Origin of the sequence: Pseudomonas sp. Larv2_ips, assembly GCF_963879675.1 — a bacterium.
In the GTDB taxonomy this organism is placed as follows: Bacteria; Pseudomonadota; Gammaproteobacteria; order Pseudomonadales; family Pseudomonadaceae; genus Aquipseudomonas.
On sequence record NZ_CAWOAW010000014.1, the window covers coordinates 1,198,102 to 1,223,198 of the forward strand.

Sequence of the window (25,097 nt, forward strand, 5' to 3'; positions counted from 1 at the left end):
CTAGCCGACAAGTCCGACGGGGGCCAGCGTGGCGGTCGAGCAGATGCACTGCTAATGTCTGGGAACGACTGGTGCTGCGTAGGTTCGTACCCATAAGAACGCCATCTTCTGAATGGCGCCCAGGGAGATTGACTGTATGCCTGACACTTCGACGGCCCTTGCCGAGATCCGCCTGCTCAACAGCGGCTATTCGCGCGAAGCGCGCTCCATGCTTTACCAGGCTTATCGGCATGAGCCGACATTCGCCTACATCTTCGAAGCTGAACGCCCAGGCTATGAACAGCGGGTACGCGCCACGGTGCGTGAGCTGGTCAAGCAGCATTTCTTTCAGAAACTGCCCGCCATCGGCCTGTTCGTCAACGACCGGCTGATCGGCATTGCCCTGATTGCGCCACCCCAACGGCGCCTGGGCATTACCGAAAGCTGGGCGTGGCAATTGCGCATGTGGTTGAGCACCGGTGTACGCGGCACTCGCCGTTACCTGGAATACCATCACGCGGTGCTGGCGTGCCTGCCGACCGAGTCGGTGCACGTACTGCCGTTGTTGGGCATCCACCCGCAATTTCAGGGCAAGCACTATGGCGAGCAGCTGCTTGAGGCCGTGCACAACTGGTGCGCCGACGACCCGCACTCCTCAGGCGTAGTGCTCGATACCGGCAACTCACGCTACCTGGATTTTTATAAGCGCCAGGGCTATGAGGAAATCGGCGAAGTGGCGATAGGGCCTATCCTGGAACACGTGTTTTTCCACCCCAATCCGCAGTCGTTACATGCTGCAACGGCTTGATGCAGAATTATTCAGACTATTCCGGGTTCAAAGTCTCTCCCCAGCTCGTGTAGCATCCGCGCCTATGAAGCTTCCAGGAAGATTTACCAGCGGCTTGATTCTGCTGTTCACAAGCTGCGGCGCCTTGGCGCAAAGCGAATTGGACGTGCGGATCAAGCCTACAAACGACGCGTTGAAAGCCAACATCGAAGGCTATATCGGCGGGGTAGGCGATCGTGATGAAGAAGCCCTGTTGCGGTTCAGCCGCGGCGCCGAAGAGCAGGCCCGCAAGGCTGCCCAGGCGCTGGGCTACTATCAGCCACAAATCGTCAGTGATGTAAAAGGCGGCAAGAATCCACGCCTGATCCTCACCATCGACCCCGGCGAGCCGGTGCATTTGCGCAACGTGACCCTTCGGGTTGACGGCCAGGCCGCGAGCCTCAAGGCTTTTCGCGTGCCCGACAGCAGCGACCTCAAATCCGGCGCCGTGCTCAACCACGGCCACTACGAAGACGCCAAGCGTCTGATCCAGAACCAGGCCTCGCGCTACGGCTTTTTCAGCGGGCGCTTTACCAGCCAGAAACTCTCGGTTGACCCCAAAGCCGGCGTCGCCGATATCGAACTCATTTACGACAGCGGCCCACGCTACAGCATGGGCAAGGTCAGCTTTGCCGGCGACACGCCGTTTGATGAAGACCTGCTGCAACGCATGGTGCCGTTCAAAAGCGGCGACCCTTACGACTCCGAGCTGATCGCCGAACTCAACCAGAACCTGCAGGCGAGTGGCTTTTTCGAAGCCGTGCGCGTAGACGCAAGCCCCGCCGCCTCGGCCAACGATGTGATCCCGGTGGCGGTGCAACTGGACACCCGCAAGCCGCGCACCATGGGCCTGGGCCTGGGTTACTCGACTGACGTCGGCCCGCGCGGCAAAGCCAACTGGACGCGTCACTGGGTCAACCCACAAGGTCACAGTTATGGCTGGGAAGCCGAGCTGTCGGCGCCGCGCCAGAACGTCGGCCTGTGGTACGACATCCCGCTGGACCCGCCGCTTACCGACAAACTGCGGTTTGCCGGCGGCTACCAGAATGAAGAAATCGCCAATACCGACACCCTGAGTAAATTGCTCACCCTCGGCCCTGAATGGCACAGCAAATTGCCCAGCGGCTGGACGCGGGTCATCTCGCTCAAATACCAGCGCGAAGAATACCGCCTGGGCAACGACTCGGGCCTCAGTAACCTGGTGATGCCGGGGATCAATTATTCCTACCTGCGCAGCGACAACCGCATCGACCCGCACAATGGCTATCGCCTGATGTTCGACGCCAAGGTCGCCAAGGAAGGCCTGGGTTCCGACACCAACCTGCTTTACGGCACTGCCACCATCAAGGGCTTGACCACCTTGTGGGACAACCACCGCTTTCTCGGCCGCGCGCAGTTTGGCGGCAGTGCCACCAATGGCTATAAATCGGTGCCGCCGTCGCTGCGCTTTTTTGCCGGTGGTGACCAGAGCGTGCGTGGCTACGAGTACCAGACGTTGTCACCCGAAAACGATCGCGGTGACCGCATCGGCGGCCGCTACATGGTGGCGTTGAGTGCCGAATATCAATATTCCATCGCCGAAAAATGGCGGATCGCGACCTTTGTCGACCAGGGCAACTCCTTCAACAGCCTGGACATGCCGAGCCTGAAAACCGGTGTGGGGGTGGGCGTGCGCTGGGTGTCGCCGGTCGGCCCGATTCGCCTCGACCTGGCCCATGCCCTGGAAGATCCGGGCGGCATTCGTTTGCACTTTTCCATGGGGCCTGAGCTGTGATGCGTGGTTTGAAAATAGCGGGGCTGGCCATCGTGGCAGTCTTCGCCGTGGTGTTAGTGGCACTGTGGGCGGTACTCGGCAGCCAAGCGGGCAGCCGCTGGGCCTTGAGCCAGGTGCCGGGATTGACGGTGGAGAATTTCCAGGGCCATTTGGGTGGCCAATGGCGTGTCGACCACCTGTTGTGGCAGCAAGACACCAGCCGGGTCGAGCTGAATGCGGCGAAGTTCGACTGGTCGCCAGCATGCCTGCTGCGCATGACCCTGTGCATCAACCAGCTGGACGTGGAACAGGTCAGCCTGCAATTTCCACCCAGTACCGATGACAGCAGCAGCGGGCCGATCCAGCTGCCGGAGCTGAAACTGCCGGTGGCGATCCAGTTGGGCGACGTTCGCGTCGGTAGCCTGCTGTTCAATGGCAGCGAAGAGCTCAAGGGCTTGCAGCTCGCGGCGCACTGGACCGCCGCGGGCCTGCAGATCGACTCGGTGCACCTGCAACGCGATGACCTGGTGCTGGACCTTGCGGGTCTGCTGCAACCGACCGGCAACTGGCCGCTGAGCGCCACGGGCAACCTGAGCCTGCCGTACGCGCCCGGCGGCGCGCCGTGGAAGGTTGCGCTCAAGGTCGACGGAGACTTGCTCAAGACCCTCAAGCTCGACGCCGACAGCAGTGGCTACCTGCCCGCCAAACTCAGCGGTGAGCTGCAACCTTTGGTGGAGAACCTGCCCGCGCAATTGCACATCAGCGCCGACGGCTTCAAACCCAGCGCCGACTTGCCCGACACCCTGCAACTCAATCAACTGGACCTCACCGCCAAGGGCGACCTGAGCAGCGGTTATCAACTGCTGGGCAAGGCCGTGCTGCCAGCGGAAAAAGGCCCGGTGGACCTGCTGCTGCAGGGCAAGGTTGACGCCAAGGGCGCGCAGATCGCCGGCCTGGATTTGAATGCGGGCGACCAGCAAAGCCTCAAGCTCAGCGCCAATCTGGACTGGCAACAGGGCTTCAGCGCCGACGCCAGGATCGATTGGCTGGATTTTCCCTGGCACCGCCTCTACCCATTGATTGATGAACCGCAGTTCGCGCTGCATACGCTCAACGGCGAGATTTCCTATAAAGACGGCAATTACCTTGGCAACCTCAAGGCAGACCTCGACGGCCCGGCGGGCAAATTCAATGTGGTCACTCCGTTCAGTGGCGACCTCAAGCAACTCTTCCTGCCCGAACTGAAATTGACGGCCGGCCAAGGCAAGGCTGAAGGCCACCTGAGCCTGCAGTTTGCCGACGGCATTGCCTGGGACACCGCGCTGGACCTGTCGGCGCTGAACCCGGCGTACTGGGTCGCGGAGTTGCCGGGCACGTTGGCCGGGCCGCTGCGCAGCAAGGGCGAGTTCAAACATGAACAGCTCAAGCTCAACGCCGACCTCGACCTCAAGGGCCGTTTGCGCGGACAAACTGCCGTGCTGGCCGCCAAGGCGCAAGGCGCAGGCGAGCAATGGACCCTGGCCAACCTTGACATTCGCCTGGGTGATAACCGCATCAACGGTAGCGGCAGCCTGCAGCAACGTGTGGCCGGGCAGATCGATATCAAGCTGACGCGCCTGGCCCAGCTGTGGCCGCAACTGCGCGGGCAGATCAACGGGCGTGTCGATGTGGCCGGTACGTTGCAGGCGCCGCAAGGCAAACTCGACCTCAAAGGCCAGCAACTGGCGTTTGCCGACAATAAACTGCAAAACCTCACCCTGGACGCCACGCTCGACAACGCCCAGCGCGCGAAGATCGACCTCAAGGGCAGTGGCATCCAGGCCGGCGACACCCAGGTCGGCACCCTGACCGCCAGCGCTCAAGGTGATATCAAGCGCCAGAAAGTCCAGCTTGACCTGGCCGGGCCGCTGGTCAAGCTGGGCCTGGCACTCGATGGCGACCTCGACAAAGGTAACTGGCGCGGGCGCCTGGCCAGCGGTGACGTTCAAGCCGGTGGCCAGGACTGGAAGCTGCAAGCCCCGGCCAGGATCGAACGCCTGGCGGACGGCAAGCTGACCTTTGCGGCGCATTGCTGGGTGTCCGGCCCTGCCAGCCTGTGCGGTGAAGATCAGCGCCTGATGCCTGAGCCGAAGTTGCGTTACCACCTCAAGCAATTCCCCATCGACAGCCTGGCTGCCTTCCTGCCCAAGGATTTCGCCTGGCAAGGCAAGCTCAACGCCGACGTGCAGCTCGACCTGCCCGCCAGCGGCCCTAAAGGCGTGATCGCGGTGGATGCCAGCGGTGGCACGCTGCGCGTCAAGGACAAGGCCCAGTGGGTGGATTTCCCCTACGACACCCTGAAGCTGGAAACCACCCTTAACCCCAAACGCATCGACACTCAGCTGACCTTCCGCGGCGGCAAGCTCGGTGAGTTGCTGGTGCAGGCGCAAATCAACCCGCTGCCCAACAACAAGCCGATCACCGGTAATTTCAGCCTCAACGGCCTGGACCTCGCCGTGGCCCGACCGTTTGTGCCGATGGTGGACAAACTCACCGGCAAGCTCAACGGCAACGGGCGTATCTCCGGTGGTTTGCTGGCACCGCAGGTCAACGGCAACGTGAATCTGGTGGGCGGTGAAGTCTCCGGGCCCGAGTTGCCGATCAGCCTCGAAGGCTTGAACGTGCAGGCACTGATTGCCGGCGAAAGCGTGCAGTTGAATGGCGCGTGGCGCAGCGGCAAGGCCGGGCAGGGCAGCCTCAAGGGGCAGATCGACTGGGGCCAGGCGCTGGTGGTGGACCTCAGCCTGCAAGGCGCGCAACTGCCGGTCACGGTTGAGCCTTACGCCAAGCTGGAAGTGGCGCCGGACCTGAAAATCAGCCTGAAAAACGACAAGCTGGCGATTGCCGGCAAGGTGCACATCCCGCGTGGCGACATCACCGTGCGGGAATTGCCGCCGTCCACTGTCAAGGTCTCCGATGACACGGTGATCGTCGGCAGCCAGACCGCCCAGGGCAAGCCGCCGATGGCGATGGCCATGGACATCGACGTGGTGGTGGGCGAAGACCAGCTCAACTTTGCGGGCTTCGGGCTCACTGCCAAAGTGCAGGGCCATGTGCACATCGGCGACAACATGGACACCCGTGGCGAGCTGTGGCTCAACGACGGCCGCTACCGTGCCTACGGGCAGCGGCTTGACGTGCGCCGCGCGCGGCTGTTGTTTGCAGGGCCACTGGACCAACCGTTCCTGGATGTCGAGGCCGTGCGCGTCGTTACCGAACCGTCCAGAACGGTGACGGCCGGTATTCGCTTGAGCGGCAGCGCCGAGCAGCCGACCACGCAGATCTTCTCCGAGCCGACCATGCCTCAGGAGGATGCGCTCTCGTACCTGGTGCTGGGGCGTTCGCGCAACAACACCGGCGAAGACAACAACATGCTGGCCGAGGCCGCCCTGGGGTTGGGGTTGATGGGCAGCGCCGGGGTCACCTCGGATATCGCCAACAAGCTGGGCATTCAGGACTTCGACCTCGACACCCAGGGCACCGGCAATAACACCGCCGTGGTGGCCAGCGGCAAGATCACCGAAAAACTCAGCTTGCGGTATGGGGTCGGGGTGTTCGAACCGGCCAGTACGATTGCCTTGCGCTACCTGCTGAGCAAGAAGGTGTACCTGGAAGTGGCCAGTGGCGTGGCCAGTTCACTGGATATCTTCTACAAGCGCGATTTCTAAACCTTCACGCACAAACAGTGTGGGAGCTGGCTTGCCGGCGATGGCGGTCCATCAGTCGATGATTTATTGACTGACAGACCGGCATCGCAGGTAAGCCCGCTCCCACATGTGTTTGCAGTGCAGCCCACCTGTCGGTCAATTAGCAAGCAAGCTAATAATTCCATTTGACATTCGCTGCCTAAGCAGTAACATCTTGTCATACATTCACTGCCTAGGCAGTAATAAGGTGACTTTCGATGACCCACTTCACCCCTGACAGCTTTCGCAACTGCCACCTCGGCCTGTTGCTGGGCCGCGCCGCGCTGCTCAAGGACCGCATTATCGACACGCATATGGAACCGCATGGCGTCACCGCCGCGCAGTTCAAGGTGTTGATCATCATTGCCCAGTATGAGGTCGACACGCCCGCCGAGCTGTGTCGCAACCTGTCGCTGGACAGCGGTTCCATGACCCGCATGCTCGACCGCCTGGAGCAAAAGGGCCTGCTGGCGCGCAAGCGTTCCGAGCAGGACCGGCGCCAGGTGCAGTTGGTACTGACCGAAGACGGCCAGCGCCTGGCAGACATGCTGCCGCACATCGGCGCGCAGTCGATGAATGAGCTGGCCGGCGCCCTGCAGCCCGGCGAGTTGCAAACCCTGGAAAAAATCCTCACGAAAATTCTGGTAGCTGCCGGTGACGCCATCGTCATCCAGCGGGTAGGTAATCAATGAACACACGCGCACTTAGCCTGGTGCTGGTGGCGATGAGCATGGCCGGTTGTGCCAACTTCAGCGGCCTCGACACCCAGGGCCAACGCCTCGACGCCAACACGTTGCAAACCGGCAAGTCCCTCAGTGGCGTGACCTTGTCCAGCGCCGCTTGGCCGACGGCCGATTGGTGGAAGAGCCTCGGCGACCCGCAGTTGGACGGCTTGATCCATGAAGCCCTGCAAAACAGCCCTGACATGCAAGTCGCCAGCGCCCGTGCCCACCAGGCGCAGGCCGCTGCCTACGCCGCCGATGCCGCCCGCATGCCGACCCTGGATGCCAGCGCCGGTGTGAGCCGTTCGCGTCTGGCCAAGGATCAGGACCCGCTGGGGCAGGGCGATGCCTACGCCACCGTGCGTAACATCGGCGCCAGCTTCAACTACAACTTTGACCTGTGGGGTGGCCAGCGCGCCGCCTGGGAAGCTGCGTTGGGCCAGGCGCGTGCCGCCGAGGTCGATCAGCAAGCCGCGCGCCTGACCCTGGCCGCCAACGTGGCCAAGGCCTACAGCGACCTGGGTCAGGCGCACATCGTGCGAGACCTGGCCGCCGACGACCTCAAGCGCACCCGTCAGATGCTCGACCTGAGCAAGCGCCGCCTGAGTTCCGGCATCGACAGCCAGTACCAGTACCAGCAGACCGAAAGCCTGGAAGCCAGCTCTGAGTCGCAACTGATCGATGCAGAAAAACAGCTGCAAAGCGCCAAGATCGCCCTGGCCGTATTGCTTGGCAAAGGCCCCGACCGTGGCAGCGAGCTGACCCGCCCGAACGTGCTCAAACCCAGCGCCGTTGCCGTGCCTTCTGTGCTGCCGGCCGAGTTGCTGGGCCGTCGCCCGGACTTGATCGCCGCACGCTGGCGCGTCGAGGCGGCGAGCAAGAACGTCGCCGCGAGCAAGACCCGCTTCTACCCCAACCTCAACCTGAGCGCGAGCGCCGGGGCCGAGTCGTTGTTGGGCGACGCGATGTTTGGCTCGGCCAGCCGTTTCTTCAGCATTGCGCCGACAATCTCGTTGCCGATCTTCGACGGTGGCCGCCTGCGCGCCGACCTCGATGCCCGCGACGCCGATTACGACCTGGCGGTGGCCCAGTACAACAAAACCCTGGTGCAAGCCCTGGGCGATATTGGCAACACCCTTTCGCAATTGCGCGATACCGGTCGGCAGATCCAGGCCCAGCAACACGCCGCGGACATTGCCCAGCAGTCCTACGACACCGGGGTTCAGCGCTACAGCTCGGGGATCGGGAATTACCTGGATGTACTCAGCATCGAGCAGCAATTGCTGCAGGCCCAGCGTCAATTGGCGGCCTTGAATGCTGCGCAGATCGATCTGTCGATTCAATTGATGCAAGCCCTGGGTGGCGGGTACAACGCCGATAACGTGGCCGTAACCACCCCAGCTACACGCACGGAATAATTTGAGGTATTTGTCATGGCCACTGCCGAAAGCAACAACGCAACAGAGCAACCCAAAGAGCAGCAGAAAGACAGCAACCCACGCAAACGCAAAATCATGCTGATCGGCCTGGCGCTGATCGTGATTCTCGGCGTGATCGGCGTTTGGGCCTGGTATGAGCTTTACGGGCGCTTCAACGAAAGCACCGACGATGCTTATGTGAACGGCAACGTGGTGGAAATCACCCCGCTGGTCACCGGCACCGTGGTCAGCATCGGCGCCGACGACGGCGACCTGGTCCACGAAGGCCAGGTACTGATCAACTTCGACCCCAATGACGCCGCTGTCGGCCTGCAAAGTGCCCAGGCCAACCTCGCGCGCACCGTGCGTCAGGTACGGGGCTTGTACAGCAACGTTGATGGCATGAAAGCCCAGGTGCTGGCGCAGCAAGCCAACGTGCAAAAGGCCCAGGACAATTACAACCGTCGTAAGAACCTAGCCGCCGGCGGCGCGATCTCTCAGGAAGAACTGTCCCACGCCCGTGACGACCTGACCTCGGCGCAAAGCGCCCTGGCCAACGTGCAGCAACAGTTCAAGACCTCCAGCGCGCTGGTGGACGACACGGTGATTTCGTCCCACCCGGACGTGCAGGCCGCCGCCGCGCAACTGCGCCAGGCGTACTTGACCAACGCCCGCAGCACCTTGATTGCACCGGTAACCGGCTATGTGGCCAAGCGCACGGTGCAATTGGGTCAGCGCGTGCAGCCGGGTACCGCGTTGATGGCGGTGATCCCGCTGAACCAGTTGTGGATCGATGCCAACTTCAAGGAAACCCAGCTGCGCGATATGCGTATCGGCCAGCCGGTGGACATCGAGTCGGATATCTACGGCAGTGACGTGAAGTACAGCGGCACCGTGGACAGTCTGGGCGCCGGTACCGGCAGCGCGTTTGCCTTGCTGCCGGCGCAGAACGCCACCGGTAACTGGATCAAGATCGTGCAACGGGTGCCCGTGCGTATTCACATCAACGCCGACGAGCTGGCCAAGCACCCGCTGCGTGTGGGCTTGAGCACCGTGGTCAACGTGAACCTGCACGACAAGAGCGGCCCGGTACTGGCGCAACAGGCGCCGCAAAAGGCCTCGTTCACCACCAACGTGTATGACCGCCAATTGGCCGAAGCCGATGCCATGATCACTCAGTTGATCCATGACAACAGCCTCGCCGCGCCCAAGGCTGTGCAACGCTGATGAGCAATAACGCCTCGTTCACGCCACCCAGCCTGTTGATGGCCACTATTGGCCTGTCGCTGGCGACCTTTATGCAGGTGCTCGACACCACGATCGCCAACGTGGCCTTGCCGACCATTTCCGGCAACCTCGGCGTGAGTTCGGAGCAGGGCACCTGGGTGATCACCTCGTTTGCGGTGAGCAACGCGATTGCCTTGCCGCTGACCGGCTGGTTGAGCCGGCGCTTTGGCGAGGTGAAGCTGTTTTTGTGGGCGACCATCCTGTTTGTGCTGGCCTCGTTCCTCTGCGGTATTTCCACCTCGATGCCTGAGCTGATCGGCTTTCGGGTGCTGCAGGGCCTGGTGGCCGGGCCGCTGTACCCGATGACTCAAACGTTGCTGATCGCGGTCTACCCGCCGGCGAGGCGCGGCATGGCCCTGGCGCTGCTGGCGATGGTCACGGTGGTGGCGCCGATTGCCGGCCCGATCCTTGGCGGCTGGATTACCGACAGCTACAGCTGGCCGTGGATCTTCTTTATCAACGTGCCCATCGGCATCTTTGCGGTGCTGGTGGTGCGTTCGCAGTTGAAGAAACGTCCGGTGGTCACCAGTTACCAGCCGATGGATTACGTCGGGCTGCTGAGCCTGATCGTCGGTGTCGGCGCGTTGCAGATCATCCTCGACAAGGGCAATGACCTGGACTGGTTCGAATCCAACTTCATCATCATTGGTGCCGTGATTTCGGCGATAGCCCTGGCGGTGTTCGTCATCTGGGAAATGACCGACAAGCACCCGGTGGTCAACCTGCGGTTGTTTGCCTACCGCAACTTCCGCATCGGCACCATTGTGCTGGTGCTGGGTTATGCAGGGTTCTTCGGCATCAACCTGATCCTGCCGCAATGGCTGCAAACCCAGATGGGCTACACCGCCACCTGGGCGGGCCTGGCGGTGGCGCCGATCGGCATTCTGCCGGTGTTGATGTCGCCGTTCGTGGGCAAGTATGCGCACAAGTTCGACCTGCGTTTGCTGGCCGGGCTGGCGTTCCTGGCGATTGGCCTGAGTTGCTTCATGCGTGCCGGCTTTACCAATGAAGTCGACTTCACGCACATCGCCCTGGTGCAGCTGTTCATGGGCATTGGCGTGGCGCTGTTCTTCATGCCGACCTTGAGCATCCTGATGTCCGACCTGCCGCCGGCGCAAATCGCCGACGGCGCGGGCCTGGCGACCTTCCTGCGGACCCTGGGCGGCAGTTTTGCGGCCTCGCTGACCACCTGGATCTGGATTCGCCGGGCGGACCAGCACCATGCCTACATGAGCGAGAACATGACCACCTACGACTCGGCCACCCGTGACGCCTTGCAGGCACTCGGCGGGGCAGGGCACAAGGCCTATGCGCAGCTGGACCAGATCCTCACCAGCCAGGCGTACATGATGTCCACCGTGGATTACTTCACGCTGCTGGGGTGGATGTTCATGGGATTGATCGTGATTGTGTGGCTGGCGAAACCACCGTTTGCGGCGAAGGCCGGGCCGGAGGCTTCGGGGCACTGATTCGAGGTTGTACGCGGTCAAAAAGGTGGGAGCGGGCTTGCTCGCGAAGGCGGTGGTTCAGTCGATACTTGAGTTGACTGACACGCCGCCTTCGCGAGCAAGCCCGCTCCCACATTTGGATCTCTGTTCACATTGGGTCGGTGGTGTCTGAGAATCAGGCGCCAGGCAGCGCCAGCTGCGGATTAACGAAGTCAAACGCCGCCAGCGCAAACCCTTGCTCGTCCACCTGCAACGCCCAACCCTGCTTGTCCCAATCCCCCAGCACAATGCGCTTGGCCGCCTGATCACCAATCTGCAACTTATGGATTGCCGGGCGGTGCGTATGGCCGTGGACCAGGGTGCGCACGCCAAACTGCTGCATCACCCGCGGCACTTCCTCGGGCGTCACATCGACAATGTCGTTGGCTTTCATGCGTGTCTGCGCGCGGCTTTCACTGCGCAGCTTGCGCGCCAGCTTGTGGCGGGTGCGCAATGGCAGGTGCCGCAGGATAAACAGCACAATCGGGTTACGCAGGATGCGCCGCAGCTTCATGTAGCCAACGTCGCGGGTGCACAGGCTGTCGCCGTGCATCAACAGCACAGGCTCACCGTAGAGCTGCACGACACTCGGGTCCTTGAGCAAGGTGGCACCTGCGGCTTTGCAGAACGCCTTGCCGATCAGGAAATCGCGGTTGCCGTGCATGATGAAAATCGGGGTGCCGCTGTCGCTCAGTTCACGCAATGCTGCGCAAATCGAACGCTGGAAAGGTGTCATCCCATCGTCGCCAATCCAGGCTTCAAAGAAGTCGCCCAGAATGTACAACGCCTGGGCGCCACGGGCGCGGCCGTGGAGCAAAGCCAGAAACGCCCGGGTGATGTCCGGGCGCTCCTCTTCCAGATGCAAATCTGAAATCAGCAGTATCACCCAACGATCTCGGCTTTCTCGACGATAACGTCTTCTACCGGAACGTCCTGGTGACCGGCTTTACCGGTGGTCTGCACGGCTTTGATCTTGTCGACGACGTCCTGGCCTTCGGTCACTTTACCGAATACCGCGTAGCCCCAACCCTGCACGTTCTTGCCGCTGTGGTTCAGGAAGGCGTTGTCGGCGACGTTGATGAAGAACTGCGCGGAGGCCGAATGCGGCTCCATGGTACGGGCCATGGCGACGGTGTACTTGTCGTTGGAAAGGCCGTTGTCCGCTTCGTTCTGGATGCTTGGGCGCTTGTCTTTCTTTTCTTTCATGCCAGGCTCGAAACCGCCGCCCTGGACCATGAAGTTACCGATGACACGGTGGAAAACGGTGTTTTCGTAGTGGCCGGCTTTAACGTATTCGATGAAGTTGGCGACGGTGATCGGCGCTTTCTCGGCGTTCAGCTCGATGACGATGTCACCGTGGTTGGTGGTCAGTTTGACTTGAGTCATGTTCACTACTCTTTTCAGGGAATTCGTGGGTTTGGACGCCTGAGCGCCTCACCTGATTGGCTAAACAGAGGCCAAGGCGCGCAGTTTAGCGTGACCTGCAGGAATTTCGAGGTGGTTTTTTACCGCCGATGCATTAAATGCAGCAGTTTTCGACCACGCTCTGTCAGCGGCTTGACAGCTTCGGCTATCATAAGCCCTTTGTTTTATCGGCCCCACTTCTGGCCAAGCACTTCGTCTGTTCAAGGATCCTATGAGCAAGCCCACTGTCGACCCTACCTCGAATTCCAAGGCCGGACCTGCCGTCCCGGTCAATTTCCTGCGCCCGATCATCCAGGCGGACCTGGATTCGGGCAAGCACACGCAGATCGTCACCCGTTTCCCGCCTGAGCCCAACGGTTACCTGCACATCGGCCATGCCAAGTCGATCTGTGTGAACTTCGGCCTGGCCCAGGAGTTCGGTGGCGTCACGCACCTGCGTTTCGACGACACCAACCCGGCCAAGGAAGACCAGGAATACATCGACGCCATCGAAAGCGACATCAAGTGGCTGGGCTTCGAGTGGTCCGGTGAAGTGCGCTATGCCTCCAAGTATTTCGACCAGTTGTTCGACTGGGCCGTCGAGCTGATCAAGGCCGGCAAGGCTTACGTCGACGACCTGACCCCGGAGCAAGCCAAGGAATACCGCGGCAGCCTGACCGAGCCGGGCAAGAACAGCCCGTTCCGCGACCGTTCGGTCGAAGAGAACCTGGACTTGTTCAACCGCATGCGCGCCGGTGAGTTCCCGGACGGCGCCCGCGTGCTGCGCGCCAAGATCGACATGGCCTCGCCGAACATGAACCTGCGCGACCCGATCATGTACCGCATCCGCCACGCCCATCACCACCAGACCGGTGACAAGTGGTGCATCTACCCGAACTACGACTTCACCCACGGTCAGTCGGACGCTATCGAAGGCATCACCCACTCGATCTGCACCCTGGAGTTCGAAAGCCATCGCCCGCTGTACGAGTGGTTCCTCGACAGCCTGCCGGTGCCGGCGCACCCGCGTCAGTACGAATTCAGCCGCCTGAACCTGAACTACACCATCACCAGCAAGCGCAAGCTCAAGCAACTGGTTGATGAAAAGCACGTGCATGGCTGGGACGACCCGCGCATGTCGACGCTGTCGGGCTTCCGTCGTCGCGGTTATACCCCGGCGTCGATCCGTAATTTCTGCGAGATGGTTGGCACCAACCGCTCCGACGGCGTGGTCGACTACGGCATGCTCGAGTTCAGCATCCGTCAGGACCTCGACGCCAACGCACCGCGCGCCATGTGCGTGCTGCGTCCGTTGAAAGTGGTGATTACCAACTACCCGGAAGACAAGGTCGACAACCTCGAACTGCCGCGTCATCCGCAAAAAGAAGAACTCGGCGTGCGCAAGCTGCCGTTCGCCCGCGAAATCTACATCGACCGCGATGACTTCATGGAAGAGCCGCCAAAAGGCTACAAGCGCTTGGAGCCGAATGGCGAAGTGCGTCTGCGCGGCAGCTACGTGATCCGCGCCGATGAAGCGATCAAGGACGCCGATGGCAACATCGTCGAACTGCGTTGCTCCTACGACCCCGAAACCCTGGGCAAGAACCCGGAAGGCCGTAAGGTCAAAGGCGTGGTCCACTGGGTGCCGGCGGCTGCCAGCATCGAATGCGAAGTGCGTTTGTACGATCGTCTGTTCCGTTCGCCGAACCCTGAAAAGGCTGAAGACAGCGCGAGCTTCCTGGACAACATCAACCCTGATTCCCTGCAAGTGCTCACCGGTTGTCGTGCCGAGCCATCGCTTGGCGACGCACAGCCGGAAGACCGTTTCCAGTTCGAGCGCGAAGGTTACTTCTGCGCAGATATCAAGGACTCGAAACCTGGTCAGCCGGTATTCAACCGTACCGTGACCCTGCGTGATTCGTGGGGCCAGTGATGCAGCCGTGAGCGGCTTTGCATACAGAGAAAAGGACGCATCGTGCTAACGATCTACAACACACTGAGCAAGACCAAAGAAGTCTTCAAGCCGCTGGATGGCAACAAGGTGCGCATGTACGTGTGCGGCATGACCGTGTACGACTACTGCCACATCGGCCACGGCCGCAGCATGGTTGCCTTCGACCTGGTGACCCGCTGGTTGCGTTTCAGCGGCTATGACTTGACCTATGTGCGCAATATCACCGACATCGACGACAAGATCATCAACCGTGCCAACGAAAACGGCGAGTCGTTTGACGCGCTGACCGAACGCATGATTGCTGCCATGCACGAGGACGAGGCGCGCCTCAACATCCTCAAGCCGGACATGGAACCGCGCGCCACGGACCACATCCCGGGCATGCATGCGATGATCCAGACCCTGATCGACAAGGGTTATGCCTACGCCCCCGGCAATGGCGACGTGTACTACCGCGTGGCCAAGTTCATGGGCTACGGCAAGCTGTCGCGCAAGAAAATCGAAGACCTGCGCATCGGCGCACGCATCGAAGTCGACGAAGCCAAGCAAGACCCGCTCGACTTCGTGCTGTGGAAAGGCACCAAGCCCGGCGAGCCGAGCTGGGAGTCGCCATGGGGCGCCGGGCGTCCGGGCTGGCACATCGAGTGCTCGGTGATGTCCACCTGCTGCCTGGGCGAGACTTTCGACATTCATGGCGGCGGCAGCGACCTCGAGTTCCCGCACCACGAAAACGAAATCGCCCAAAGCGAAGCCGCCACCGGCAAGACGTACGCCAACGCCTGGATGCACTGCGGCATGATCCGCATCAATGGCGAGAAGATGTCCAAGTCCTTGAACAACTTCTTCACCATCCGCGACGTGCTGGAAAAGTACCACCCGGAAGTGGTGCGTTACCTGCTGGTGTCCAGCCACTACCGCAGCGCCATCAACTACTCGGAAGACAACCTCAAGGACGCCAAGGGCGCCCTGGAGCGTTTCTACCACGCGTTGAAAGGCCTGCCAGCCGTGGCGCCTGCCGGCGGTGAAGCGTTCGTGGCACGGTTTACCGAAGTGATGAACGACGACTTCGGCACGCCGGAAGCCTGCGCGGTGCTGTTCGAGATGGTGCGCGAGATCAACCGTTTGCGTGAGAGCGATCTCGATGCAGCAGCGGGACTGGCAGCGCGCTTGAAAGAACTGGCCAGTGTCTTGGGCGTGTTGCAGATGGAAGCCGATGACTTCCTGCAAGCCGGCGCTGAAGGGCGTGTGGATGCGGCGCAAGTGGATGCGCTGATTCAGGCGCGTCTGGCTGCGCGGTCTAATAAAGACTGGGCGGAATCCGACCGTATCCGTGACCAACTGACCGCGATGGGTGTGGTGTTGGAAGACGGGAAGGGCGGGACGACGTGGCGGTTGGCTGATCAGGCTTGATTGGTAATCGCTGAATGAAAAACGCCCCGACTGGTTCGGGGCGTTTTTTTTGCACATCGTTTTAACGGCTCACTCGATCCAGTGTGGGAGCGGGCTTGCTCGCGATGCAGACACCTCGGTACAGCAGCTATGCCCAGGCGATGCTATCGCAGCCGTGCGGCGATCCGACAAGCCAGCTTCCACATTTTTACCGGGTCCGCTTTACACATTCTTCGTTCTCAGATTTTCTCTGAGTTGGGTTCTCGTTGAAGCTCAATGCTTTTTCCACCAGCAACTGTATCCCCTCCAGCATCCTGCAAATGCCTAGTGCCACACTGCGAGGATTGCCGTCGATCTCAAAAGCCAAATGGCTTGCCAGCGTCTGAACCGATGCAAGATCCTCCGTTGCGTTGACCAGCAGCGTCTCGACGTCTAATCCTTCGCGCACGGTAAACACACCATGGCCCTCAGATGCTGGCTCTGGTTTCTCAGAAGTATTCAGATAATGGTTAATGGCTCGATGAGCAGCCGTGTGAAACGCGGCTGAATCCAGTGGTGGGTTTGGACTGTCTTTAATCATGGCGAGGCTCCTAGAGTATTGGAGTCACCACCCATCGCTGCGAAACGATATTTGGGTGGCAGCTGTACGCAGGTTCGCAGACCGGGACTCTAGGCACCCGGCATACCCGAAGGTATCCCGCGCACAGCCGCCATAACATCAGGCATAAAAAAGCGCCCGCTATCTTGAGGTGGACGCTGTGCGTCTAGAGTTTAACCGGGCTGCGAAACCCAGTCGCTGAATTTGCAGCGACCCCCGAAGATTAGGCAGTCATCTTCCGAGCGACAACCCTAAAATGCTGTCGGAAGTTTCTGTGATAGCGGGTGCAGGCACATTGCAGGTTCGGTGGTGTCCCCAATCCAAATGTGGGAGTTCAGCTCCCACATTTGGATTACTCCGGTAGCGAAGTCACATACAGCGGTGAGGCACTGACCTTATAAGCGCAATTCTGTGCTTCGCTGGGGATCAGTCTGTGGTATTGGTCATTTTTGAAATGCAGAGCAACGCCATCATCTACCGCGTAGGCAGGCTGTATACCCTGAAGACACACTAGCTCAACAAACGATGCTTTCCTTCCTGCCTCTGAGCTGAAATGGGGGCACAGAGCGCCCGGAAGTAGACCCAGACCGTCGATGAGAGCGAACGCTCCGCCCGAGTCGGAGTGCCCATGATCAAACCAACAAATGGCCCCGGCACTGACACCACAGAGCACGGTGCCGTTTTCCCATGCCGCTTTCAGAAGCCCGGTCACGCCAAACTCGCGCCACGTAGCCAGCATGGCTCGCGTATTTCCGCCCGCCACATAAATGATGTCGGCCTGTTCAATCAGCGATGAAACTCGGTCAGTGCTGGGGAAGGGCGCAATGAAAAACGTCAGCGTGGTGACGGTGCAGCCTGCGCTTTGATACTTGACGATGAAGTTGGAAATTTTAGTTCGGTCATCGCCATTGGCTGTGGAGATATAAAGAACATTCGGACGCGCTTTGCCTGATGACGCGACGATGTGTTTGTCGATAGGCGTCATGCGTGTCAGCTCAGCGTCGGATTCTCCGCCGATAACAATGATGTTTCTATCCATCTGGACCTCCAGCCTGTCCCAGAAAATTAAGCCACCTGATACCGACTCTGAACAAACCCATTCTCCGACACATCCGTGCCGACATGGCGCAGTTCGCGCTCACTGCCAAACTGGCTGAACAAGGGAAGCCCTTGACCCAACAGCACCGGAATACGGGTAATGATCAGTTCATCGATCAGGCCTGCTTCAAGAAACGCCTGGATGGTTTGGCCACCATCGATATACAGGTGTTTCATGCCGCGGTTGGCTAACTGTTGCACGAGGGTGGTGACGTCCGCCGCCATCACCTCAACCTTGCCCTGCACATGCGCGGGTAGCTGCAACGCCTGATGCGAAAGGGCGATGACGGGCGTGCCCTCATAGGGCCACTCCGAAAAGGACAAGACTTTTTCCAGGGTTTTGCGGCCCATCACCAGCGCATCGATCGTGGCGATAAAGCTTTCGTAGGTGACGCCGTTCAACGGCGTTGTTTCGTACTCCGGCCGGTGCAGCCACTCGATGCCACCGTCTGGCCGGGCAATGAAGCCGTCGACGCTGGCGGCGATAAAGACAGAGCATTTGATGACCATGAGGGGTAAGACTCCTTGAAAAATGCAGCGGCTGTATTCAATTCACTATAAACGTAGCGTTTCTGATCTCAATTTCGTAAGAGCTTTCGGAAAATTGTCTTTTGTTTTGACGCTCGCCCAATCATGGCTTTAGATGTTCGCCACGACCAAACCCATGATGAAACTGGCGGTGATTTAAATGGAGTGTATTTTCTGCAGCATTGTCCGCAAAACTTCCCCGGCCCACCTTCTGTGGGAAGACGAACACCACATGGCGTTCCTGTCGATCTTCCCTAACACGCCGGGTTTCAGCGTGGTAATCCCCAAGCAGCACTACGGCAGCTATGCGTTTGCGCAGTCGGATGAGGTGTTGGCCGGGCTTGCCATTGCAGCCAAGAAAACCGCGCTTCAGATCGACCGTGCGTTTCCCGATGTGGCCCGAACGGGGATGATGCTGGAAGGGTATGGGGTGGATCATTTGCATGCGAAGTTGTTTCCCATGCATGGGACGGGCTCGGACAGTACCTTCAAGCCGTTGAGCTCGAAGGTGGATAAGTTCTTCGAGGCGTATGAGGGCTATATCTCGTCCCACGATCATGTGCGGGCGGATGATGCTGAGTTGGCAGAGCTGGCGGCCAGAATCCGATCCTTCGCCTAGCGCAAAATCAATGTGGGAGCGGGCTTGCTCGCGAATGCGCAGTGTCAGTCAATACATGTGTGACTGATGTAGCGCATTCGCGGGCAAGCCCGCTCCCACATGTTTTACTGTGTTCGCCTGAGAAATCAGCGGCGGCTGCTGACCTCGGCGGGCACATCGTCCCCGGCCATGCGCTTGCGGAACAGTGCAGTGCGAGCCAGCAGCAGCGTGGTCACCGGCACCGTGATCGACAGCAGAATCGGAATCAACCAGCCGTGCAGCACCGGCGCGGACTTGAGCACCGAAAAGTAGATGATCGACGCCAACGCCACACACCACGCACCCAACGTGGAGGCCAGCGCCGGCGGGTGCATGCGCTGGAAAAAGTCCTTCATGCGCAGCAGACCGATCGCGCCGATCAGTGCGAATACGCTGCTCAGCACCAGCAATACCGCCACGCAGGCTTCAACCCATAACGGCATCATTCAATCACCTCGCCACGCAGCAGGAATTTCGCCAGGGCAAACGACCCGACAAAGCCAAACAGCGCAATCAGCAGCGCCGCTTCAAAGTAGGTGTCACTGGCGTAACGGATGCCGAGCACCAGCATCATCAGCATCGCCAGGATGTACAGATAGTCCAGTGCCAGAACCCGGTCCTGTGCCGATGGGCCTTTGAACAGGCGCGCCAGTGTCAGCACCATGGCCAGCGAGAACAGGAACAGGCTGATCAGGATCGCGTTGGAGAGCAGGGCGCTCATTCGAAGATCTCCATCAGGGGCCGCTCGTAGGTGGTTTTGAAGTGCTCGATAAAGGGCGCTTCATCCTCAAGGTCGAACACGTGCAACAGCAGAATGCTGCGGTCCAGCGCCAGTTCCGACCAGACCGTGCCGGGTGTGACGCTGGTGATCATCGACAGCACGGCCAGGCCGTTGGCGTCGCGCAGGTCCAGCGGGATTTTGATAAAGCGCGAACGCGGCGCACGCGAGCCGCAGATCAGCACACCCCAGGCCACTTGCAGATTAGAGATGATCACGTCGCGGCCCACCACCAGGAACAGGCGCAGGATCACCCCAGGGCGGCGGATGCGGATCGGCAACGGGCGCAGCGGCGCCATCAGCAGCGGGGCAAGAAAGCCCAGCAACGCGCCGAGCAGCAGGTTGCCGGGGCTGACGGACAGGTTCAGCACCAGCCATAACAGCCACAACGCCAGCGATAACCAGGGGGCAGGGAACAGACGGCTCATGGCTGCACCTCCAGGGCGGCGGTCTTGGCTTCAGGGCTTGGCACCGGGCGCGTCGCCAAGACGGCCATCACGTAGTGTTCCGGGTTGTTCAGGCTTTCGGCAGTGGCCTGGGTGTAGCGCATCAACGGCTCGGCCTTGAACGTCAGGAGAATGCTCAGGCCGAGCAGGAAAAAGATCGGCAGGCACTCGTAGCGGCGCAGCAACGGCGAGGGGCGTTCTTCCGGCGTCCAGAAGCGCTGGATGCCCAGGCGGGCGAAGGCGATCAGCGACGCCAGGCCCGACAGGATCAGCAAGGTCACCAAGCCCCAGGCGGCGGGGCGTATGGGTTCATCCACGGCATTTCCCAGCCCCAGCGGGTTAACCAGCGCGCTCAACAGGCTGAGCTTGCCGATGAAGCCAGACAGCGGTGGCATGCCGATAATCAGCAATGCGCAGGCGACAAAGCTCAAGCCGAGGAAGGCCATGGTCCATGGAATCACCTGGCCGACCACGGCTTTCTGTTCATCATCGAGGTTCACGCCGGGCCGTGGATGCAGCGATTCCATGGCCTTGGGCAGCGCATCGATTTCCTCATCCAGCGGCAGGTCATTGGCCGAGCGCGAACGCTCGATCAGTTCGGCCAGCAGGAACAGCGCGCTCAACGCCAGCGTCGAGCTGACCAGATAGAACAGCGCCCCGGCCGTCAGGCTTGGCTGGGCAAAGCCCACGGCCGACAACAGAATCCCGGCCGACACCAAAATGCTCAAGCTGGCCATGCGTTCGAGCCGCTGTGCCGCGACCATCGCCAATGCGGCGCAAATGATCGTTGCCATGCCGCCGTACACCAGCCAGTCGCCGCCGAACAGTGCCGAAGCACCGGCTTGCCCCGAAAACAGCAACGTCCACAGGCGCAGCACGGTGTACACGCCCACCTTGGTCATGATCGCAAACATCGCGGCCACCGGCGCGCTGGCCGAGGAGTAGGCGGGCGCCAGCCAGAAGTTCAGCGGCCACATGCCGGCTTTGGCCAGAAATGCTGTTGCCAGAATCGCCGCACCGGCATGCAACAGGCCGCGATCGGCCTCTGGCACCAAGGGGATTTTCAGCGCCAGGTCAGCAAAGTTCAGCGTGCCGGTGACGCCATAGATCATCGCCGCGCCAATCAGGAACAGCGACGAGGCCAGCAGGTTGATCGCGATGTAATGCAGCCCCGACGACACCCGCGCACGGCCCGAGCCGTGCAGCATCAAACCGTAGGACGCCGCCAGCAGCACTTCGAAGAACACGAACAGGTTGAACAGGTCCGCCGTCAGGAACGCGCCGTACAGGCCCATCATCTGGATCTGGAACAGCGCGTGGAAGCTGGTGCCGGCGCGGTCCCAACGGGCCATGGCGAACAGCAGCGCACTCACGCCGATAATCCCGGTGAGCACCAGCATCATCGCCGACAGTTGGTCCACCACCAGCACGATGCCGAACGGTACCTGCCAGTTGCCCGGCAGGTACACGCCGATCGAGCCGGGGCCGCCTTGTTGTGTCCAGTAGAGCAGCAGGACGGCGATGCCCAGGCCGACGACGCTGGAGAACAGGTTGATTTTTGCCTTCAGCGGACGGCGTTTTTCGCCGAGCATCAGCATCAGCGCGGCGGTCAGCAACGGCAGCAGGATCGGCGCGACGATCAGTTGATTGATCCACGTCATTCCTTGGGCTCCCGACCGTCTACATGGTCAGTGCCGGTCAGCCCGCGGGAGGCCAACAGCACCACCAGGAACAGCGCGGTCATGGCGAAGCTGATCACGATGGCCGTCAGTACCAGCGCCTGGGGCAGGGGATCGGTGTAGTGGAGCAAGTCTTGCGGCACGCCGTCCTTGATGATCGGCTCCTTGCCGATAAACAGGCTGCCCATGCTGAAAATGAACAGGTTGACCCCGTACGACAGCAGGCACAGGCCCATCACCACCTGGAACGTCCGTGGCCGCAGGATCAGCCAGACGCCGGAGGCCGCCAGGACCCCAATGGCAATTGCGATGACTTCTTCCATCAGGCGGCTCCTTGCGTTGCGGCAACCACTTTTTTCGCCTGGTTGCTCGGTTTGTGGGCCCGCACGGACTGGTGGCCGAGGGCGGTGAGCATCAGCAGCGTGGAACCGACGACCATGGCGTACACGCCGACGTCGAAGAACAGCGCGCTGGCGATATGGATATCGCCGAGCACGGGCACGCTGAAATGCCAGGTATGGGTGGTGAGGAACGGGTAACCGGCAAACAGTGCGCCGAGCCCGGTCAGGGTGGCCGAAAGCAGGCCAAAACCCATCCAGCGCATTGGCCGCAGGCTCATCTGCGCCTCAACCCACTGCGTACCGGCGACCATGTATTGCAGGATGAACGCTACCGACATCACCAGGCCTGCGACAAAGCCGCCGCCCGGCTGGTTATGACCGCGCATGAACAGGTAGAACGACACCACCAGCGCAATTGGCAGCAGCAGGCGCACCAGCACCGCCGGCACCATCATGAAGCCCAGCGCAGTGTCGCTGGCCTGGCGCGGGTTGACCAGGTCGGTGGCCACGTCCGGCGCCAACTGGCGCTGTTGCGCGGGCAGTTGCATGCTTTCTTTGGACGGGCGGAAGCGCCGCAGCAGGGCATACACCGTCAGCGCCACGGCGCCGAGTACGGTAATTTCGCCGAGGGTGTCGAAGCCACGGAAGTCGACCAGCATCACGTTCACGACGTTGCTGCCGCCGCCTTCGGGCAGAGCGCGGCTGAGGTAGAACGAGGAGATGTCGTTGGGGGTCTGGCGGGTCAGCATCGCATAAGACAGCAGCGCCATGCCGCCGCCCACCACGGTGGACAGCAGGAAGTCACGCAGGCGGCGAATGCGCGCCTTGCGCAGCGAGCTGGGCAGTGGCGACACTTCTTCAATCCGCCGTGGCAGCCAGCGCAGGCCCAGCAGGATAAGCACGGTGGTCACCACTTCGACGACCAATTGCGTCAACGCCAGGTCCGGCGCCGAGAACCACACGAAGGTGATGCAGGTCATCAAGCCGCACACGCTGACCATGGTCAGGGCCGCCAGCCGGTGATACTTGGCTTGCCAGGCGGCGCCGAGGGCGCAGGCAATCGCCAGCAGCCACAGGGTCACAAACACAATGGAGCCCGGGATTTTCGGCCGGTCGCCCCAACTGAGGCCGCTGTTGAGCATCGGGATCAAACCTGCAATCACCGCTGCCATCACCAGCAGGAACAGCTGGGTCTGCAGGCGTTTGGTGCTGATGCGTTTTTCGATCCGGCGGACACCGCGCATCATCACCACCAGGCTGCGTTCGAACATGCGCTTGCCGTTGAAGTAGCTGATGACCGGCGGGTACTTGAAGCGGCCCCGCTTGAGCTGTTTGCGCAGCAGCAGGTAGAGCACCACGCCGCCGGACATCGCCACCAGGCTCATGATCATCGGCGCGTTCCAGCCGTGCCAGATCGCCAGGCTGTACTCGGGCAGTACGCCACCGACCACCGGCAGTGCGGCAGCGGCGAGGATCGAGCCGACCACCTGGGCCGGGAAGATGCCCACCAGCAGACAGGTGAACACCAGCAGTTCTACCGGCGCGCGCATCCAGCGCGGCGGTTCGTGGGGCGTGTGCGGCAGGTCGGTTGCGGGCGGGCCGAAGAACACATCGACGGTAAAGCGCAGCGCATAGGCGACGCTGAAGGTGCCGGCTATGGTTGCAATCATCGGCAGGGCAATTTCCACCCAGGCGGTCGCCGAGATAAATACCGTTTCAGCGAAGAACATCTCTTTGGACAGGAAGCCATTGAGCAACGGCACCCCGGCCATCGACGCGCTGGCTACCATCGCCAGGGTCGCGGTAAACGGGATCAGGCGCACCAGACCGCTGAGCTTGCGAATATCGCGGGTGCCGCTTTCGTGGTCAATGATGCCCGCGGCCATGAACAGCGAGGCCTTGAACGTGGCGTGGTTGAGGATATGGAACACCGCAGCGACGGCGGCCAGCGGGCTGTTGAGGCCCAGCAGCAGGGTGATCAGCCCGAGGTGGCTGATGGTGGAGTAGGCCAGCAGGCCCTTGAGATCGTTTTGAAACATGGCGCAGTAAGCGCCGAGGAGGAGGGTGATGGCGCCGGCACCGCCGACGATCCAGAACCATTCTTCGCTGCCGGACAGCGACGGCCACAGGCGGGCCAGCAGGAACACGCCGGCCTTCACCATCGTCGCCGAGTGCAGGTAGGCCGAAACCGGCGTCGGTGCCGCCATCGCGTGGGGCAGCCAGAAGTGGAAAGGGAACTGTGCACTTTTGCTCAGGGCGCCGATCAGCACCAAGGCGAGCATGACCGGGTACAGCGAGTGCGCGCGAATCTGATCGCCCGCCGCCAGCACCTGGTCCAGGTCATAGCTGCCGACGATATGCCCCAGCAGCATCACGCCGGCCAACAGGCACAGGCCGCCCGCGCCGGTGACCATCAGCGCCATATAGGCACCGCGCCTGGCATCGGCGCGGTGGTGCCAATAGCCGATCAGCAGGAACGAGAACAGGCTGGTCAGTTCCCAGAAGAACACGATCTGGATCAGGTTGCCGGAAATCACCAGCCCGAGCATGGCGCCCATGAAGGCCAGGAAAAACGCGAAGAAACGCGGCACCGGGTCGTCCGGCGACATGTAGTAGCGCGCATACAGCGACACCAGCGAGCCGATGCCCAGCACCAGCATCGAGAACAGCCAGGCGAACCCATCCATGCGCAGCACGAAGTTCAACCCAAGGCTGGGCAACCACATGAATTCTTCGCGGATCACGCCACCGTGGGCGATCTGAGGGTAGAGCAGGGCGACTTGAATGGTGCCGACCAGGGCCACGAGGCCAGCCAGCAGGGATTCGGTGTTACGTGCATTGTGCGGCAGCAAGGCCGCCAGACAGCTGCCAATAAAAGGCAGAAGCAGTAGAACTATCAGGGACATAGGCTTCTAATCTGCGGGAGTTTGGGATGCATCATACGTGCCGCTTTCTCGATCACCAAACGCCAAGATGTGGCAGGATCCTACAAGGTAGGCTGAAAACCCCCGTTTAGCATTGTTTCGGCTGGCTCCGTTGCAGCCGTCA

General features: G+C 61.1%; 21 protein-coding genes. 10 read left to right on the forward strand and 11 right to left on the reverse strand.

What is annotated here, in order from left to right; translation table 11 throughout:
* The first annotated feature begins 136 nt into the window (after positions 1 to 136).
* The 7 genes from AACV02_RS12145 to AACV02_RS12175 all read left to right on the forward strand — a co-directional run bounded on the left by AACV02_RS12145 (position 137) and on the right by AACV02_RS12175 (position 11,179).
* A complete protein-coding gene (locus tag AACV02_RS12145; RefSeq protein ID WP_106578805.1) occupies positions 137 to 787 on the forward strand; it encodes a GNAT family N-acetyltransferase in 651 nt (216 codons plus the stop codon).
* A gap of 64 nt (positions 788 to 851) precedes the next feature.
* Positions 852 to 2,579, forward strand: a complete 1,728-nt coding sequence (locus AACV02_RS12150) for an autotransporter assembly complex protein TamA (protein WP_106578804.1) — start codon at positions 852 to 854, stop codon at positions 2,577 to 2,579.
* Positions 2,579 to 6,265, forward strand: a complete 3,687-nt coding sequence (locus AACV02_RS12155; RefSeq protein ID WP_119739827.1) for a translocation/assembly module TamB domain-containing protein — start codon at positions 2,579 to 2,581, stop codon at positions 6,263 to 6,265. Before AACV02_RS12150 ends, AACV02_RS12155 begins: the two co-directional genes overlap by 1 nt.
* Before the next feature lie 236 nt (positions 6,266 to 6,501).
* Positions 6,502 to 6,975 carry a MarR family winged helix-turn-helix transcriptional regulator gene (locus AACV02_RS12160; RefSeq protein ID WP_106578802.1) on the forward strand — a complete coding sequence of 158 codons (474 nt, stop codon included), beginning with the start codon at positions 6,502 to 6,504 and terminating at the stop codon, positions 6,973 to 6,975.
* Positions 6,972 to 8,423 carry an efflux transporter outer membrane subunit gene (locus AACV02_RS12165; protein WP_119739829.1) on the forward strand — a complete coding sequence of 484 codons (1,452 nt, stop codon included), beginning with the start codon at positions 6,972 to 6,974 and terminating at the stop codon, positions 8,421 to 8,423. Before AACV02_RS12160 ends, AACV02_RS12165 begins: the two co-directional genes overlap by 4 nt.
* Before the next feature lie 15 nt (positions 8,424 to 8,438).
* Entirely contained in the window at positions 8,439 to 9,650 is a 1,212-nt protein-coding gene (locus AACV02_RS12170; protein ID WP_119739831.1) for an efflux RND transporter periplasmic adaptor subunit, read from the forward strand.
* A complete protein-coding gene (locus AACV02_RS12175; protein ID WP_106578799.1) occupies positions 9,650 to 11,179 on the forward strand; it encodes a DHA2 family efflux MFS transporter permease subunit in 1,530 nt (509 codons plus the stop codon). Before AACV02_RS12170 ends, AACV02_RS12175 begins: the two co-directional genes overlap by 1 nt.
* 154 nt (positions 11,180 to 11,333) lie before the next feature.
* Here the strand turns inward: AACV02_RS12175 and lpxH are convergent, their stop codons facing one another.
* Positions 11,334 to 12,083, reverse strand: a complete 750-nt coding sequence (gene lpxH, locus AACV02_RS12180) for a UDP-2,3-diacylglucosamine diphosphatase (RefSeq protein ID WP_119739833.1) — start codon at positions 12,081 to 12,083, stop codon at positions 11,334 to 11,336.
* Entirely contained in the window at positions 12,080 to 12,583 is a 504-nt protein-coding gene (locus AACV02_RS12185) for a peptidylprolyl isomerase (protein WP_106578797.1), read from the reverse strand. The genes lpxH and AACV02_RS12185 overlap by 4 nt, the downstream gene beginning before the upstream one ends.
* Before the next feature lie 250 nt (positions 12,584 to 12,833).
* On the opposite strand from AACV02_RS12185, the gene AACV02_RS12190 reads away from it, so the two are divergent.
* Together AACV02_RS12190 and cysS are read left to right on the forward strand one after the other, a co-directional pair.
* Positions 12,834 to 14,534, forward strand: a complete 1,701-nt coding sequence (locus AACV02_RS12190; protein WP_119739835.1) for a glutamine--tRNA ligase/YqeY domain fusion protein — start codon at positions 12,834 to 12,836, stop codon at positions 14,532 to 14,534.
* 42 nt (positions 14,535 to 14,576) lie between these two features.
* Positions 14,577 to 15,965 carry a cysteine--tRNA ligase gene (gene cysS, locus AACV02_RS12195; protein ID WP_119739837.1) on the forward strand — a complete coding sequence of 463 codons (1,389 nt, stop codon included), beginning with the start codon at positions 14,577 to 14,579 and terminating at the stop codon, positions 15,963 to 15,965.
* 187 nt (positions 15,966 to 16,152) lie between these two features.
* Here the strand turns inward: cysS and AACV02_RS12200 are convergent, their stop codons facing one another.
* The 3 genes from AACV02_RS12200 to AACV02_RS12210 form a co-directional block, all read right to left on the reverse strand.
* On the reverse strand, positions 16,153 to 16,524 hold the full coding sequence (locus AACV02_RS12200; protein ID WP_119739839.1) for a DUF6124 family protein: 372 nt from the start codon (positions 16,522 to 16,524) through the stop codon (positions 16,153 to 16,155).
* A gap of 370 nt (positions 16,525 to 16,894) precedes the next feature.
* On the reverse strand, positions 16,895 to 17,581 hold the full coding sequence (locus tag AACV02_RS12205) for a Type 1 glutamine amidotransferase-like domain-containing protein (RefSeq protein WP_119739841.1): 687 nt from the start codon (positions 17,579 to 17,581) through the stop codon (positions 16,895 to 16,897).
* A 26-nt stretch (positions 17,582 to 17,607) separates the two neighbouring features.
* A complete protein-coding gene (locus AACV02_RS12210) occupies positions 17,608 to 18,150 on the reverse strand; it encodes a dihydrofolate reductase family protein (RefSeq protein ID WP_119739843.1) in 543 nt (180 codons plus the stop codon).
* A gap of 178 nt (positions 18,151 to 18,328) precedes the next feature.
* Between AACV02_RS12210 and AACV02_RS12215 the strand changes: the two genes are divergently transcribed.
* Complete coding sequence (locus AACV02_RS12215; protein WP_119739845.1) at positions 18,329 to 18,787, forward strand: HIT family protein; 459 nt, start codon at positions 18,329 to 18,331, stop codon at positions 18,785 to 18,787.
* Positions 18,788 to 18,912: 125 nt separating this feature from the next.
* Here AACV02_RS12215 and AACV02_RS12220 read toward each other — a convergent pair whose 3' ends face one another.
* Genes AACV02_RS12220 through AACV02_RS12245 form a run of 6 tightly spaced genes read right to left on the reverse strand, consistent with a single transcriptional unit; the run spans position 18,913 to position 24,955 of the window.
* A complete protein-coding gene (locus tag AACV02_RS12220) occupies positions 18,913 to 19,251 on the reverse strand; it encodes a Na+/H+ antiporter subunit G (RefSeq protein ID WP_106578793.1) in 339 nt (112 codons plus the stop codon).
* Positions 19,248 to 19,526 (reverse strand): K+/H+ antiporter subunit F, encoded by a 279-nt coding sequence (locus AACV02_RS12225; RefSeq protein ID WP_106578792.1) that lies wholly within the window; start codon positions 19,524 to 19,526, stop codon positions 19,248 to 19,250. The genes AACV02_RS12220 and AACV02_RS12225 overlap by 4 nt, the downstream gene beginning before the upstream one ends.
* Positions 19,523 to 20,011: a Na+/H+ antiporter subunit E gene (locus tag AACV02_RS12230; RefSeq protein ID WP_106578791.1), complete on the reverse strand. Its 489-nt coding sequence runs from the start codon at positions 20,009 to 20,011 to the stop codon at positions 19,523 to 19,525. The genes AACV02_RS12225 and AACV02_RS12230 overlap by 4 nt, the downstream gene beginning before the upstream one ends.
* Complete coding sequence (locus tag AACV02_RS12235; RefSeq protein ID WP_106578790.1) at positions 20,008 to 21,690, reverse strand: monovalent cation/H+ antiporter subunit D; 1,683 nt, start codon at positions 21,688 to 21,690, stop codon at positions 20,008 to 20,010. Before AACV02_RS12235 ends, AACV02_RS12230 begins: the two co-directional genes overlap by 4 nt.
* Positions 21,687 to 22,031 carry a Na+/H+ antiporter subunit C gene (locus tag AACV02_RS12240; RefSeq protein ID WP_007986256.1) on the reverse strand — a complete coding sequence of 115 codons (345 nt, stop codon included), beginning with the start codon at positions 22,029 to 22,031 and terminating at the stop codon, positions 21,687 to 21,689. The genes AACV02_RS12235 and AACV02_RS12240 overlap by 4 nt, the downstream gene beginning before the upstream one ends.
* Complete coding sequence (locus AACV02_RS12245; protein ID WP_106578789.1) at positions 22,031 to 24,955, reverse strand: monovalent cation/H+ antiporter subunit A; 2,925 nt, start codon at positions 24,953 to 24,955, stop codon at positions 22,031 to 22,033. Before AACV02_RS12245 ends, AACV02_RS12240 begins: the two co-directional genes overlap by 1 nt.
* Positions 24,956 to 25,097: the final 142 nt, after the last annotated feature.